This window comes from Stenotrophomonas sp. STEN147 (assembly GCF_056757995.1).
In genome coordinates this window covers 578,093-591,417 of record NZ_JBRRCG010000001.1, presented here as the reverse complement: position 1 = coordinate 591,417, position 13,325 = coordinate 578,093, and the positions used below count along the sequence as shown (strand labels likewise).

13 protein-coding genes are annotated in these 13,325 nt (G+C 67.5%); 5 read left to right on the top strand and 8 right to left on the bottom strand.

Annotated elements, in window-relative coordinates:
• Positions 1-30: 30 nt before the first annotated feature.
• The 5 genes from ACVOKU_RS02650 to dapB all read right to left on the bottom strand — a co-directional run bounded on the left by ACVOKU_RS02650 (position 31) and on the right by dapB (position 6,963).
• Positions 31-948 carry a phosphoglycerate mutase gene (locus ACVOKU_RS02650; RefSeq protein ID WP_481558989.1) on the bottom strand — a complete coding sequence of 306 codons (918 nt, stop codon included), beginning with the start codon at positions 946-948 and terminating at the stop codon, positions 31-33.
• A gap of 4 nt (positions 949-952) precedes the next feature.
• The gene (gene greA, locus ACVOKU_RS02645; protein WP_026347191.1) at positions 953-1,417 is read right to left on the bottom strand and encodes a transcription elongation factor GreA; all 465 of its coding nucleotides are present in this window, start codon (positions 1,415-1,417) and stop codon (positions 953-955) included.
• A gap of 8 nt (positions 1,418-1,425) precedes the next feature.
• Positions 1,426-4,668 carry a carbamoyl-phosphate synthase large subunit gene (carB, locus tag ACVOKU_RS02640; protein WP_481558988.1) on the bottom strand — a complete coding sequence of 1,081 codons (3,243 nt, stop codon included), beginning with the start codon at positions 4,666-4,668 and terminating at the stop codon, positions 1,426-1,428.
• A 150-nt stretch (positions 4,669-4,818) separates the two neighbouring features.
• Positions 4,819-5,946, bottom strand: coding sequence for a glutamine-hydrolyzing carbamoyl-phosphate synthase small subunit (gene carA / locus ACVOKU_RS02635; RefSeq protein WP_481558987.1), 1,128 nt, complete (start codon positions 5,944-5,946; stop codon positions 4,819-4,821).
• Between the two features lie 288 nt (positions 5,947-6,234).
• A complete protein-coding gene (dapB, locus tag ACVOKU_RS02630) occupies positions 6,235-6,963 on the bottom strand; it encodes a 4-hydroxy-tetrahydrodipicolinate reductase (RefSeq protein WP_481558986.1) in 729 nt (242 codons plus the stop codon).
• A 68-nt stretch (positions 6,964-7,031) separates the two neighbouring features.
• Here dapB and ACVOKU_RS02625 point away from each other — a divergent pair, with 68 nt between their 5' ends.
• Complete coding sequence (locus tag ACVOKU_RS02625) at positions 7,032-7,814, top strand: 3-oxoacyl-ACP reductase (RefSeq protein ID WP_481558985.1); 783 nt, start codon at positions 7,032-7,034, stop codon at positions 7,812-7,814.
• Between the two features lie 43 nt (positions 7,815-7,857).
• Here the strand turns inward: ACVOKU_RS02625 and ACVOKU_RS02620 are convergent, their stop codons facing one another.
• The 3 genes from ACVOKU_RS02620 to ACVOKU_RS02610 are packed head-to-tail and all read right to left on the bottom strand — an operon-like array spanning position 7,858 to position 10,225.
• Complete coding sequence (locus ACVOKU_RS02620) at positions 7,858-8,112, bottom strand: DUF6587 family protein (RefSeq protein WP_197600519.1); 255 nt, start codon at positions 8,110-8,112, stop codon at positions 7,858-7,860.
• Positions 8,112-9,974, bottom strand: a complete 1,863-nt coding sequence (gene feoB / locus ACVOKU_RS02615) for a ferrous iron transport protein B (protein WP_481558984.1) — start codon at positions 9,972-9,974, stop codon at positions 8,112-8,114. Before feoB ends, ACVOKU_RS02620 begins: the two co-directional genes overlap by 1 nt.
• Entirely contained in the window at positions 9,971-10,225 is a 255-nt protein-coding gene (locus tag ACVOKU_RS02610) for a FeoA family protein (protein ID WP_053519514.1), read from the bottom strand. The genes feoB and ACVOKU_RS02610 overlap by 4 nt, the downstream gene beginning before the upstream one ends.
• A 119-nt stretch (positions 10,226-10,344) precedes the next feature.
• On the opposite strand from ACVOKU_RS02610, the gene ACVOKU_RS02605 reads away from it, so the two are divergent.
• The 4 genes from ACVOKU_RS02605 to ACVOKU_RS02590 all read left to right on the top strand — a co-directional run bounded on the left by ACVOKU_RS02605 (position 10,345) and on the right by ACVOKU_RS02590 (position 13,301).
• Positions 10,345-11,133, top strand: a complete 789-nt coding sequence (locus ACVOKU_RS02605; protein WP_053519513.1) for an enoyl-CoA hydratase/isomerase family protein — start codon at positions 10,345-10,347, stop codon at positions 11,131-11,133.
• Positions 11,134-11,135: 2 nt separating this feature from the next.
• The gene (locus ACVOKU_RS02600) at positions 11,136-11,537 is read left to right on the top strand and encodes a VOC family protein (RefSeq protein ID WP_481558983.1); all 402 of its coding nucleotides are present in this window, start codon (positions 11,136-11,138) and stop codon (positions 11,535-11,537) included.
• The gene (locus tag ACVOKU_RS02595) at positions 11,534-12,427 is read left to right on the top strand and encodes a hydroxymethylglutaryl-CoA lyase (RefSeq protein ID WP_481558982.1); all 894 of its coding nucleotides are present in this window, start codon (positions 11,534-11,536) and stop codon (positions 12,425-12,427) included. The genes ACVOKU_RS02600 and ACVOKU_RS02595 overlap by 4 nt, the downstream gene beginning before the upstream one ends.
• Before the next feature lie 103 nt (positions 12,428-12,530).
• Positions 12,531-13,301: an SDR family oxidoreductase gene (locus ACVOKU_RS02590; protein WP_128988706.1), complete on the top strand. Its 771-nt coding sequence runs from the start codon at positions 12,531-12,533 to the stop codon at positions 13,299-13,301.
• The last annotated feature ends 24 nt before the right edge of the window (positions 13,302-13,325 follow it).

Here is a 13,325-nt window from a genome sequence, read left to right as displayed (position 1 = left end):
GGCCGACGGGCATCGGCCCCGCGCCGATCCTCAGTCGTGAAGTTGCCGTGGCTTCTTCCAGAAGTGCCAGCGCTGGCCACGATCCAGCTGGAACTGCAGGCCATCCTCGAAATCGAGCACCAGCCGCCGCAGCTCGCCACGCTTCAATGCGGCCAGCAGCGGGCGGATCGCCTCGTTGCCCAACTGCTGCAGCGAACGCAGCTGGCGCAGGTCAACCAGTGCATCGACAGCCTGCTCGCCATCCACCGCCACGCCAGCGGCCTGCGCCAGGCTCTGCAGGAGCGCATCGCGGCTGCGCACCTGTGCATGCACCGTGCTGACCGACACCGGCATCACGCCACCGCCCCAGAACCACAGCGAATTGATCGGCTGCTGGCCCTGCGCAGCGCGCTGCTGGTTCCAGGAGTGGTTGTGCAGCAGCACCTGCGCCTCGGTCATCAGCGCCCGCCAGCGGCGGCCGCCCTCGCCTTCCGGCAGGTGCGAGAACAGGTCATCGCCGAGCACCTCGTCGGGGCCGTCGAACGCCGGCAGTGCGGTATCGATCGGCAGCCGCAGATACCAGCGCGACGGATCGGGTGCGTCGAGCACGAACCCCGCCTCGGCGAACAATGGCTGCAACACCGGCAGCAGTGCCAGACTGTCGGCCAGCGTCGGCCGCAGCGTTTCGCCGTAGGCCATCATCCGCGCGCCATGCATGTCCGGCACCATGCAGGCCGGATCGGCGCGCAGCCAGCTGGCACCGGCCGCATCGCCCACGTCACGCTGGCGGGTCAGCGCGGCCACCGGCCAGTGCGGCGCGGCAACCGTGAAATGGCGCGCCAGCTGCGCCCGTTCACCCGGCTCGACCTGCACCGCTGTGGCACGGCCGAGCGCACGTGCCACATCGTCCGGCAGCGCAACCGCGGCAAAGCGGCTGCGTGCGGGCAACAGCAGGGTCGCCGTCGCCACGTGCTCAGTCCACGTAGCTGACGCTGACGATCTCGTACTCGCGCTGGCCTGCCGGGGCGTCGATCACGATCGAATCGCCTTCCAGCTTGCCGATCATCGCGCGCGCCACCGGCGAGGAAATCGCGATCAGCCCCAGCTTGATATCCGCTTCGAGGTCACCCACGATCTGGTACTTCTTCTCTTCGTCGGTTTCCACGTCGGCCAGGGTCACGCTGGCGCCGAACACCACCTTGGAGCCGGCATTGAGCTTGCTCACGTCGATGATCTCGGCGTGCGACAGCTCGCCTTCCAGCTGCTTGATGCGGCCTTCGATGAAGCCCTGTTCCTCGCGTGCGGCGTGGTACTCGGCATTCTCCTTCAGGTCACCATGCTCACGCGCTTCGGCGATCGCGGCGATCACCTTCGGTCGCTTCACCGACTTCAGGTGATCCAGTTCGTCGCGCAGCTTCTGCGCACCCTTCATCGTGATGGGGGCTCTCATGCATTCAACTCCTTGTGCAGCTCCTGCAGCGACCAGACGGGGCCGGTGCCGCGGAATTCCAGTGAATCCACCAGCGCCTTGGCTCCGGCAATGGTGGTCGAGTAGGTGACGCGGTGCTGCAGCGCCTCGCGACGGATCGAGAACGAGTCGTTGATCGCCGAGCGACCTTCGGTCGTGTTGACGATGTAGACGATCTCGCCGTTCTTGATCGAATCGACGATGTGCGGACGGCCCTCGACCACCTTGTTGATGATCTCGCACTGCATGCCATGCTGCTGCAGCCAGGCAGCGGTGCCACGGGTGGCCACCAGGCTGTAGCCGCGCGCCAGCAGCGCCCTGGCGACCGGCAGCACGCGCTTCTTGTCCGGGTCGCGCACCGACACGAAGGCCTTGCCGATCGGCGGGGCCTTGATGCCGCCGGCTTCCTGCGCGCGTGCGAAGGCGGCGTTGAAGCTGCGGCCGACGCCCATCACCTCGCCCGTGGAGCGCATTTCCGGCCCGAGGATCGGATCGACGCCCTGGAACTTGGCGAACGGGAAGATCGCTTCCTTCACCGAGTAGTAGTCCGGCACGATCTCTTCGGTCGCGCCCTGCTCGGCCAGGGTCTTGCCGGCCATGCAGCGTGCGGCGATCTTGGCCAGTGGCATGCCGGTGGCCTTGGACACGAACGGCACCGTGCGCGAGGCACGCGGGTTCACTTCAAGCAGGTAGACGGTGTCGTCGCCCTCATCGCTGGTCTGGATCGCGAACTGGGTGTTCATCAGGCCGACCACGTTCAGCGCCTTGGCCAGCTCCACCACCTGGCGACGCAGCTCGGCCTGGGTCTCGGCCGACAGCGAGTACGGCGGCAGCGAGCACGAGGAATCGCCCGAGTGCACGCCGGCTTCTTCGATGTGCTCCATCACGCCACCGATCAGCACGTTGCCATCCTTGTCGGCGATGATGTCGACATCGCACTCGACAGCGTTGTCGAGGAAGCGGTCCAGCAGCACCGGCGAATCGTTGGACACCTTCACCGCATCACGCACGTAGCGGGCCAGATCGGCTTCGCCGTACACGATCTCCATCGCACGGCCACCGAGCACGTAGCTCGGACGCACCACCAGCGGGTAGCCGATCTCGCGGGCCAGCAGCAGGGCTTCCTGGTCGTTGCGGGCGATACGGTTCGGCGGCTGCTTCAGGCCGAGCTTGTCCACCAGCTGCTGGAAACGCTCGCGGTCTTCGGCCAGGTCGATGGAGTCCGGGCTGGTACCGATCACCGGCACGCCATTGGCTTCCAGCGCGCGCGCCAGCTTCAGCGGCGTCTGCCCGCCGTACTGCACGATCACGCCCTTCGGCTGTTCCAGCTCGACGATCTCCAGCACGTCTTCCAGCGTCAGCGGCTCGAAGTACAGGCGGTCGGAGGTGTCGTAGTCGGTCGAGACGGTTTCCGGGTTGCAGTTGACCATGATGGTTTCATAACCATCCTCGCGCAGCGCCAGCGCCGCATGCACGCAGCAGTAGTCGAACTCGATGCCCTGGCCGATGCGGTTCGGACCGCCGCCCAGGATCATGATCTTGTCGCGGTTGCTCGGCGCGGCCTCGCACTCGTCCTCGTAGGTCGAATACAGGTAGGCGGTGCCGGTGGCGAACTCGGCGGCACAGGAGTCCACGCGCTTGTAGACCGGGCGCACCTTGTGGGCGCGACGCAGTGCGCGGATGGCCGCTTCGTTGGTGCCGGTCAGCTGGGCCAGGCGGGCGTCGGAGAAACCGGCACGCTTGAGCTTGCGCAGACGCGCAGCGTCGAGCGCGTCGATGCCGTCGGCAGCCACTTCGCCTTCGGCAGCGATGATTTCCTCGATCTGGTCCAGGAACCAGTGGTCGATGAACGACAGCGCATAGATCTCTTCCACGCTCATGCCGGCGCGGAACGCGTCGGCCACGTAGAACAGGCGCTCCGGACCGGGCGCCTTCAGCTCGCGGCGCAGGGTCTGCAGGTCTTCCTCGTTGGCCAGGTCCAGCCCGGTCGGGTCGAAGCCGACCTTGCCGGTTTCCAGGCCACGCAGCGCCTTCTGTACCGATTCCTGGAAGGTGCGGCCCATCGCCATGACTTCGCCCACCGACTTCATCTGGGTGGTCAGGCGCGCATCGGCGGCCGGGAACTTCTCGAAGGCGAAACGCGGAATCTTGGTGACCACGTAGTCGATGGACGGCTCGAACGACGCCGGGGTCAGGCCACCGGTGATCTCGTTCTTCAGTTCGTCCAGGGTGTAGCCCACGGCCAGCTTGGCAGCCACCTTCGCGATCGGGAAGCCGGTGGCCTTGGAGGCCAGCGCCGAGGAGCGCGACACGCGCGGATTCATCTCGATGACGACCACGCGGCCGGTCTTCGGGTTGATGCCGAACTGCACGTTGGAGCCGCCGGTATCGACGCCGATCTTGCGCAGCACGGCGATGGAGGCATCGCGCAGGCGCTGGTATTCCTTGTCGGTCAGGGTCTGCGCCGGGGCCACGGTGATCGAGTCGCCGGTGTGCACGCCCATCGGATCGAGATTCTCGATCGAGCACACGATGATGCAGTTGTCGGCGGTGTCACGCACCACCTCCATCTCGAATTCCTTCCAGCCCAGCACCGACTCTTCCACCAGCACTTCGGTGGTCGGCGACAGTTCCAGGCCGCGGCTGACGATCTCCACCAGCTCTTCGCGGTTGTAGGCGATACCACCGCCGCTGCCGCCCAGGGTGAAGCTCGGACGGATGATGGTCGGATAGCCGACGCGGGTCTGGATCTCCAGCGCTTCGTCCAGCGTGTGAGCGACGGCGGCGGTCGGGCACTCCAGGCCGATCTCGCCCATCGCCACGCGGAACAGCTCGCGGTCTTCGGCCATGCGGATCGCTTCGCGCTTGGCGCCGATCAGCTCGACGTTGTACTTCTCCAGCACGCCGTTGTCGGCCAGGTCCAGCGCGCAGTTCAGCGCAGTCTGCCCCCCCATGGTCGGCAGCAGCGCGTCGGGCTTCTCCTTGGCAATGATCTTCTCGACCGTCTGCCAGTTGATCGGCTCGATGTAGACGGCGTCGGCCATCTCCGGATCGGTCATGATCGTGGCCGGGTTGCTGTTGACCAGCACCACGCGATAACCCTCGTCGCGCAGGGCCTTGCAGGCCTGGGCACCGGAGTAGTCGAACTCGCAGGCCTGGCCGATGACGATCGGGCCGGCACCGATGATGAGGATGGTCTTTAGGTCAGTGCGCTTGGGCATTTTCTTCTCTAAGTCAGTACAGCGTGACAAGGGGGAGTGATCGCACGCTGTCGATCAGGAATCTCGATCCGCAGCGCCGCGCCGGGAGGCAGCAGCAATGCGGGGGCTTACGGTCCATCGCGGTGCCACCGGTCGCCGGTGGCCTGCGGATCACGCCTTGGCCTGTTCCATCAGGGTCACGAAGCGGTCGAACAGCGGACCGACGTCGTGCGGGCCCGGCGACGCTTCCGGATGCCCCTGGAAGGAGAACGCCGGCACGTCGGTGCGTGCGATGCCCTGGTTGGTGCCATCGAACAGCGACCGGTGGGTCACGCGCAGCGTCGCCGGCAGGGTGGCTTCATCGACCGCGAAACCATGGTTCTGCGAGGTGATCATCACCCGGCCACTGTCCAGGTCCTGCACCGGATGGTTCGCACCATGGTGGCCATGGCCCATCTTGACGGTCTGCGCGCCCGAAGCCAGGCCCAGCAGCTGGTGGCCCAGGCAGATGCCGAAGGTCGGAATCTTCACGTCGATGAAGGTCTTGATCGCGGCGATCGCGTAATCGCACGGCTCCGGATCACCCGGGCCATTGGACAGGAAGACACCGTCGGGCTTCAGCGCCAGCACTTCAGCCGCCGGGGTCTGCGCCGGCACCACGGTCACTTCGCAGCCGCGTTCGGCCAGCATGCGCAGGATGTTGGTCTTCACGCCGAAATCGTAGGCCACGACCTTGAAGCGCGACGGCACGCTGACGAAGGCGTTGGCATCCAGGTCCAGCTGGCCCTCGGTCCAGACATAGGTCTTCTCGGTAGTGACGACCTTGGCCAGATCCATGCCCTTCAGGCCCGGGAACTTGCGGGCAGCTTCCAGCGCCTTCTCAACATCGATGTCACCTGCCATCAGCGCACCGTTCTGGGCGCCGTTCTCGCGCAGGATGCGGGTGAGCTTGCGGGTATCGATGCCAGCGATGGCCACCACGCCACGCTGGATCAGCCAGTCCTGCAGCGACACCTGGCTGCGCCAGTTGCTGGGGCGGCGCGGCACATCGCGCACGATCAGGCCGGCCGACCACACCTTGGAGGCTTCGTCGTCCTGGTCGGTCATGCCGGTGTTGCCAATATGCGGATAGGTCAGCGTGACCATCTGCCGGGCGTAGGACGGATCGGTCAGCACTTCCTGGTAACCGGTCATGGCGGTGTTGAACACCACCTCACCGACGGACAGGCCGGGCGCGCCTACGGATTCGCCCTCGAATACGGTGCCGTCTTCGAGGACGAGGATTGCGGCTTGGGTCACGGAAATCTCACTTTGGCTACCGAGGGGGTGCCGAAGTCACGCCTGTGCTTCACGGAAATCCGGTTGCAAAAAAGCGCGGACGTACGGTTCAGGACCGGTCCGGCTTTGGTGATTCGGCGAGTGCGAATTGTAGCGCTGCCGGAGCGCTCGCGCCAGCGGTTGAATCGCTTCATGAACAGGCGATTGCGTATTCATTTCAATCCGGCAGCGTATGCGGTCCATCTACGGTAGCGCCGGGCCATGCCCGGCGGAACTGACGAGCCGCCGGGCATGGCCCGGCGCTAGCGGTTAACGGGGTCCGTCCAGCAGGTCGCGCACCCGGTAGCTCCCCGGCGCCCGCCCCTGCAGCTGGCGGGCGGCAAACAGCGCACCGCGGGCGAAGATGTCGCGGTTGGTCGCCCGGTGGACCAGTTCGATGCGCTCGCCCAGACCGGTGAACTGCACCAGATGCTCACCCACGATATCGCCGGCCCGCAGGCTGGCGTACTGCGGATCCGCCCCACCCCGCTGCGCGGCTGCGCCCAGGGTCAGTGCGGTTCCCGAGGGCGCATCCTTCTTCTGCGTATGATGCGATTCCACGATGTCGCAGTCCCAGCCAGACAGGGCCTGCGCAGCGCGCTCGACCAGCTCGTCCAGCACCGCGACACCGAGGCTGAAGTTCGAAGCCCACACCAGCGGAATGCGCGCCGCTGCAGCGTCCAGCGCCTGGCGCTGGGCACTGGAGATGCCGGTGGTACCCGATACCAGGCCTGCGCCGCGTTCAACGCACAGGGCCAGCATCGCATCGAAGCCTTCCGGCAGGCTGAAGTCGATGGCCACATCGAATACCGGCGCCCCTGCCAGCTCACTGGCGCCGAAGAACGGCACCCCGTCGACCACCCGCTGGGCCGGCGCGCGGCCGGTCACCGCCGCCACGATCTGCAGGGTTTCGGGATGATCGGCGGCCAGCCGCAGCAGGGCCTGGCCCATGCGCCCGGAAGCGCCGTGAATGAGCAATCGCAGGGGAGTCTGGTTCATGCCCCGCAGGCTAGCGGCAGCATGCCCGGTCCGGCAAGCATCATCGCTGCTACGCTGCAGGACTCTTCATGCAATGGACCGCATTTCCCATGCAGATCAGCGAACAGCTGGTACTGGTCACCGGCGCTGGCCGCGGCCTTGGCCAGCATATCGCCCGCGCATTCGCCGCGCAGGGTGCCCGGGTCATCATCAACTACCACCGCAGCGAGGCGGCCGCACGTGCATTGGCGGTGGAGCTGGGCGGGCAGGCACTCGCGCTCCGCGCCGACGTCACCGACCGGGGCCAGATCGAGGCACTCCTGCAGCAGGCCCTGGCGCATTTCGGCCAGGGCGTGACCACCGTGGTCAACAACGCATTGGCCGACTTCTCCTTCAATGGTGATGCGCGCGACGGCGCCGCCGACATTGGCTGGCCGGCGTTCCAGGCGCAGTTCGAAGGCAGCGTGCGCGGCGCGCTCAACACCGTGCAGGCCGCCCTGCCCGGCATGCAGGCGCGCGGTTTCGGCCGCATCATCAACATCGGTACCAATCTGTTCCAGAACCCGGTGGTGCCCTATCACGACTACACCGCCGCCAAAGCCGCCCTGCTTTCGCTGACGCGCACCCTGGCCGGCGACCTCGGGCCGCACGGGATCACCGTCAACATGCTGTCCGGCGGCCTGCTGCGCAGCACCGATGCCAGCGCCGCGACACCGCAGGCCGTGTTCGATTACATCGCCGCCAACACGCCACTGCGCAGCGTGACCACGCCGGCCGAGTTCGCCGACGCCGCGCTGTTCTTCGCCAGCCCTTGGGCGCGCGCGGTGACCGGCCAGAATCTGGTGGTGGACGGTGGGCTGGTGCGGGATTAAGGCTTCGGCGAGCGCAGCAGCCCCCCGCTCTTTCCCGGCATCGTCAGTGCTGCTTCGGCGGCGTCGGCCCGCAGCTGTCGCAGCCACCACAGGCACCGCCGCCGCCACTGACTGGCGGCGCGATCCTGCGGCCCAGCGCCTGCAGCCAGCCGGCGCGGCCGGGCTTGAGCAGCGCCAGTGCCAAGGCCCCGCGCATCCTGCGCACGGTGCCGGGGAACTGCTTTTTCAGTACGACCCACGCGCTGACCAGCACGGCCAGCGCAACGATCAGGTACTGGAGCAGCAGTCCTGCGTCCATCAGCCGCCTCCCAGCGCCACGGTCACCTGGTAGGTGATCAGCGCTGCAACGTAGGCCGCTGCGAACAGGTAGAACGCCGCGAAACCCATCTTCTTCCACGAGTTGGTCTCACGCTTGATGGTGGCCAGCGTGGAGATGCACATCGGCGCATAGATGAACCACACCAGCAGCGACAGGCCCGTGGCCAGCGACCAGCCATCGGCCACCACCGGCGTGAGCGCCGAGATCGCCGCATCGTCGTCGGCCGCGGACAGCGCGTACACCGTCGCCAGCGAGGAAACCGCCACTTCACGCGCGGCCAGGCCCGGAATCAGTGCGATGCAGATCTGCCAGTTGAAACCCAGCGGGGCGAAAACCGCGGTCATCGCATGGCCGATGCGGCCGGCGTAGCTGTAATCGATGGCCGGCAGCGTGGCGTCGGCGGGCGCACCGGGGAACGACAGCAGGAACCACAGCAGCACGGTCAACGCCAGGATGATGCCGCCCACGCGCCGCAGGAAGATCATGCCGCGCTCATACAGGCCGACTGCCAGATCACGCGGATGCGGAATACGGTACGAGGGCAGCTCCAGCATCAACGGATGCTCGCTCTTGTCGCGGCGCCACTTCTTCATGACCCACGACATCGCCAGCGCGCTGAGGATGCCGGCCACGTACAGTCCGAACAGCACCAGGCCCTGCTGGTTGAAGATGCCGACCTTGCCATCGGGAATGAAGGCGGCGATCAGCAGGGCATACACCGGCAGGCGGGCCGAACAGGTCATCAGCGGCGCCACCAGGATCGTCGCCAGCCGGTCGCGTGGATCCTGGATGCTGCGGGTGGCCATGATGCCCGGCACCGCGCAGGCAAAGCTGGACAGCAGCGGGATGAACGAACGCCCCGACAGGCCGGCCGCGGCCATCAGCCGATCGAGCAGGAACGCTGCACGTGGCAGATAGCCGGACTCTTCCAGCGCGAGGATGAACGCGAACAGGATCAGGATCTGCGGCAGGAACACCACCACGCCTCCCAGGCCGGCGATGATGCCGTCGGTGAGCAGGCTGGTCAGCGGCCCCTCCGGCAGCGCGCCACCGACCGCCTCGCCCAGCCAGCCGAAGCCGGCCTCGATGCCATCCATCAGCGGTGTCGCCCAGGCGAACACCGCCTGGAAGATCAGGAACATCACCACGACCAGCGTCACCAGTCCGAACACCGGGTGCAGCAGCCAGCGGTCGAGCGTGTCGTCGATCTTCGCGGTGCGTGCCGGCATGCGCACGGCCACCGCCAGGATGTCACGTACCCGGGCGTGGTAGTCGATGCCGTCCTCAGCTGGCGGCAACGGCGCACCCAGGTGCGGCACCATGCGGTCCAGGCGCTCGACCAGCGCGCGCGCGCCCTGCTTGCGTACCGCCACGGTCTCGACCACCGGCACGCCCAGCTCGCGCTCCAGCGCTGCCACGTCCAGCTGGATGCCACGGCGCTCGGCCGCATCCACCATGTTCAGCGCCACCACCATCGGTTTGCCCAGCTCGCGCAGTTCCAGTGCGAAGCGCAGGTGCAGGCGCAGGTTGGTGGCGTCGATCACGCACAACAGAAAGTCCGGGGCGGCCTCGCCCGGATAGAAGCCCCGGCACAGGTCGCGGGTGATCGCCTCGTCCAGGCTTGCCGGGTGCAGGCTGTACGCACCCGGCAGGTCAAGCACGGCGAACTCGCGGCCGGAGGGCGCGCGCAGGCGTCCTTCCTTGCGCTCGACGGTCACGCCGGTGTAATTGGCGACCTTCTGCCGGCTGCCGGTCAGCTGGTTGAACAGGGCGGTCTTGCCGCTGTTCGGGTTACCGACCAGCGCGATGCGCAGGGGGGCGGCAGTGGCGGATGCGGTCATGCACGTCTTTCCTGGCTGGCAGCGTCGATCACGACGCGCTTGGCTTCACTGATACGCAGTGCGAAACGGGTGAACCCGACCTGCACCAACAGCGGCTCTCCCCCCAGCGGGCCCTTGGCCACCAGGCGGACCTCCTCGCCCTTGACGAAGCCCAGCTCGCGCAGGCGGCGGGCAATGGCATCGTTGGCATGCAGGTCCTGCACGGAGTCGACCACGGCCGAGGTATGCAGGGGCAGTTCGGACAGCGTCATCTAGCCTGTTCTCTGCTGGATGTAAATGGTTCTCGATTCTAACATTCCCGCGTCGCGTCATGGCCCATGACCAATGGCCCGCTATGATCCATACAGGTATGGAGTGACCCTGGAATCCCATGAACGATGCTTTGCAGATCGAGCGCAGTGGCGCCGTCCTCACCCTCTGGCTGAACCGGCCGGAGCTGCACAACGCCTTCGATGCCGGCCTGATCGCCCGGCTGACCGCCGCGCTGGAGGCGGCCGGGCGGGAAGACGCGGTGCGCGCGGTGGTGGTGGCCGGCCACGGCGCATCCTTCTCGGCCGGTGCCGACCTGCAGTGGATGCGGGGCATGGCCGCTGCCAGCGAGGCTGACAACCGCGAGGATTCGCTGGCCCTGGCGCGCCTGATGCGCACCCTGGACGAACTGCCCAAGCCGACCCTGGCCCGGGTCCACGGTGCCGCCTTCGGCGGGGGTGTCGGCCTGGTCGCCTGCTGCGACATCGCCATCGCCAGCACCAGCGCCCGGTTCGGCCTGACCGAAAGCCGCCTTGGCCTGCTGCCGGCCGTGATCTCACCGTACGTGATCGAGGCGATCGGGCCGCGTCAGGCCCGCCGCTGGTTCGCGACCGGCGAGCACTTCGACGCCGACACCGCCCTGCGCATCGGCCTGGTGCACCAGCTGGTGGAACCGGAGCGGCTGGACGAGGCGGTGCAGCGCCAGCTGGCCCTGCTCGACAAGGCCGGCCCGATCGCCTCGGCGTCGGCCAAGCGCCTGGTCCGGCAGGTCCGTGACAGCCATGACCGCGATGCGCTCGACCGCGACAATGCCGCCCTGATCGCGCGCCTGCGGGTCTCGGCCGAGGGTCAGGAAGGCCTGGGCGCCTTCCTCGACAAGCGCGCCCCCCATTGGGTCACGGAGGCCTGAACATGCTCGATCATCTTGGTTTGACCAGCGCCGACCTGGCGCACAGCAGGGCGTTCTTCAGCCAGGCACTGGCCCCGCTGCAGATCGGCGTGGTGATGGAAGTCACCGCGGAGCAGACCGGCACCCATGACCAGGTCGGCTTCGGCCGCGATGGCAAGCCGTTCTTCTGGATCGGCAACGGCGGCACCGTCAGCCATGGCGTGCACGTCGCCTTCGCCTGTGCCGGGCGCGCGCAGGTGGACGCGTTCCATGCCGCCGCCCTGGCCGCCGGAGGACGCGACAATGGCGCTCCCGGCGTGCGTCCCTGGTATCACCCGAACTACTACGCCGCCTTCGTGCTCGACCCTGACGGCAACAACATCGAGGCGGTCTGCCAGCGCCCCGCTGCGGAGACGGAGGCATGAGCGACTACGTCCGCATCGTCGAGGTCGGCCCGCGGGACGGCCTGCAGAACGAAAAGCAACCGGTCTCTACGGCCGACAAGATCGAGCTGATCAACCGCCTGTCGGCCACCGGCCTGCGCAGCATCGAAGCGACCAGTTTCGTCAGCCCGAAGTGGGTGCCGCAGCTGGCGGATGCCGCTGAGGTCTATGCCGGCATCCAGCGCCGGCCCGGCATCCACTATCCAGTGCTGGTACCCAATGAACAGGGCTACGAGCGGGCGCGCGCGGTCGGCGTGGAGGAAGTGGCGGTGTTCACGGCCGCCTCCGAGGCGTTCAACCGCACCAACACCAACGTCGGCATCGACGAATCGCTGGCCCGCTTCGAGCCGATCCTGCGCCGCGCCGCCGCCGATGGCGTACGGGTGCGCGGCTATGTCTCCACCGTGCTGGGGTGTCCCTACCAGGGCGAGGTCCCCCTGGCCGATGTGGTGCGGGTGGCGCGCGCCCTGCACCAGATGGGCTGCTATGAGGTCTCGCTGGGCGACACGATCGGCGTCGGCACGCCGCGCAAGGCGCGGGCGATGCTGCAGGCAGTCGCCGCGGAGATCCCGATGAGCGCGCTGGCCGTGCACTTCCATGACACCTACGGGCAGGCCATTGCCAACATCGCCACCTGCCTGGAAGAAGGCGTGCGCGTGGTCGACAGCGCCGTCTCCGGCGCGGGCGGCTGCCCTTACGCGAAAGGCGCCAGCGGCAACGTCGCCAGCGAGGACGTGGTCTATCTGCTGCAGGGCCTTGGCCTGGACAGCGGGGTGGACCTGCCGGCGCTGGCGGAAACCGGTCGTTGGCTGGCCGGCCTGCTCGGGCGTGCGACCGCCAGCCGCACCGGCCAGGCACTCGCGGCCGTCTGATCCATCAGAGCGCGTCGCCCGGGCTCCGGGCGGCGCGGTGCACAACGGCAGCGGTCGTGGCTTCCGTTAGAATCGGCGGTTCTCGAACCTGCAGGACCGTGCAATGCAGCTGTCTTCCGTACGTGCCGTGATCACCGGCGGCGTTTCCGGCCTTGGCCTGGCCGTGGCCGAGCACCTCGTCGCCCAAGGCGGCAAAGTGGCCCTGTTCGACCTCAACGACGACAAGGGCAGCGCCGCCGTCGCCGCGCTGGGTGCCGACAACGCGCGCTACTTCAACGTCAACGTCAGCGATGAAGCTGCCGTGGCGGCGGCCATCGACCAGGCCCACGATTTCCTCGGCGGGCTCAACGTGGCGATGAACTGCGCCGGCATCCTCGGCGCGGGCCGCGTGCTCGGCAAGGAAGGCCCGATGCCGCTGGCCGGCTTCCAGGGCACGGTGATGGTCAACCTGGTCGGCAGCTTCAACGTGGCCAAGGCCGCCGCCAACCGCATGCAGCACAACGAGGCCGGCGCCGATGGCGAACGCGGCGTCATCATCAACACCGCCAGCATCGCCGCCTATGAGGGCCAGATCGGCCAGGCCGCGTACGCCGCCAGCAAGGGCGGTGTGGTGTCAATGACGCTGCCGATGGCCCGCGAGCTCTCGCGCTTCGGCATCCGCGTCAACACCATCGCCCCGGGCGTGTTCTGGACACCGATGGTCGATGGCATGCCTGAAGCCGTACAGCAGTCGCTTGCCGCCTCGATCCCGTTCCCGTCGCGGCTGGGCAAGCCGGAGGATTTCGCCAGCCTGGTCGGCTTCATCCTCGGCAACACCTACCTCAATGGCGAGACCATCCGCCTGGACGGCGCTACCCGCCTCGCTCCGAAGTGATTCCCCCGGGCGCCGGGACGGCGT

Coding starts and splice junctions, on each gene's coding strand:
- carB (WP_481558988.1), bottom strand. CDS start 4,668: ATGCCCAAGCGCACTGACCTAAAGACCATCCTCATCATCGGTGCCGGC.
- dapB (WP_481558986.1), bottom strand. CDS start 6,963: ATGAACCAGACTCCCCTGCGATTGCTCATTCACGGCGCTTCCGGGCGC.
- ACVOKU_RS02625 (WP_481558985.1), top strand. CDS start 7,032: ATGCAATGGACCGCATTTCCCATGCAGATCAGCGAACAGCTGGTACTG.
- ACVOKU_RS02620 (WP_197600519.1), bottom strand. CDS start 8,112: ATGGACGCAGGACTGCTGCTCCAGTACCTGATCGTTGCGCTGGCCGTG.
- feoB (WP_481558984.1), bottom strand. CDS start 9,974: ATGACCGCATCCGCCACTGCCGCCCCCCTGCGCATCGCGCTGGTCGGT.
- ACVOKU_RS02610 (WP_053519514.1), bottom strand. CDS start 10,225: ATGACGCTGTCCGAACTGCCCCTGCATACCTCGGCCGTGGTCGACTCC.
- ACVOKU_RS02605 (WP_053519513.1), top strand. CDS start 10,345: ATGAACGATGCTTTGCAGATCGAGCGCAGTGGCGCCGTCCTCACCCTC.
- ACVOKU_RS02600 (WP_481558983.1), top strand. CDS start 11,136: ATGCTCGATCATCTTGGTTTGACCAGCGCCGACCTGGCGCACAGCAGG.
- ACVOKU_RS02595 (WP_481558982.1), top strand. CDS start 11,534: ATGAGCGACTACGTCCGCATCGTCGAGGTCGGCCCGCGGGACGGCCTG.
- ACVOKU_RS02590 (WP_128988706.1), top strand. CDS start 12,531: ATGCAGCTGTCTTCCGTACGTGCCGTGATCACCGGCGGCGTTTCCGGC.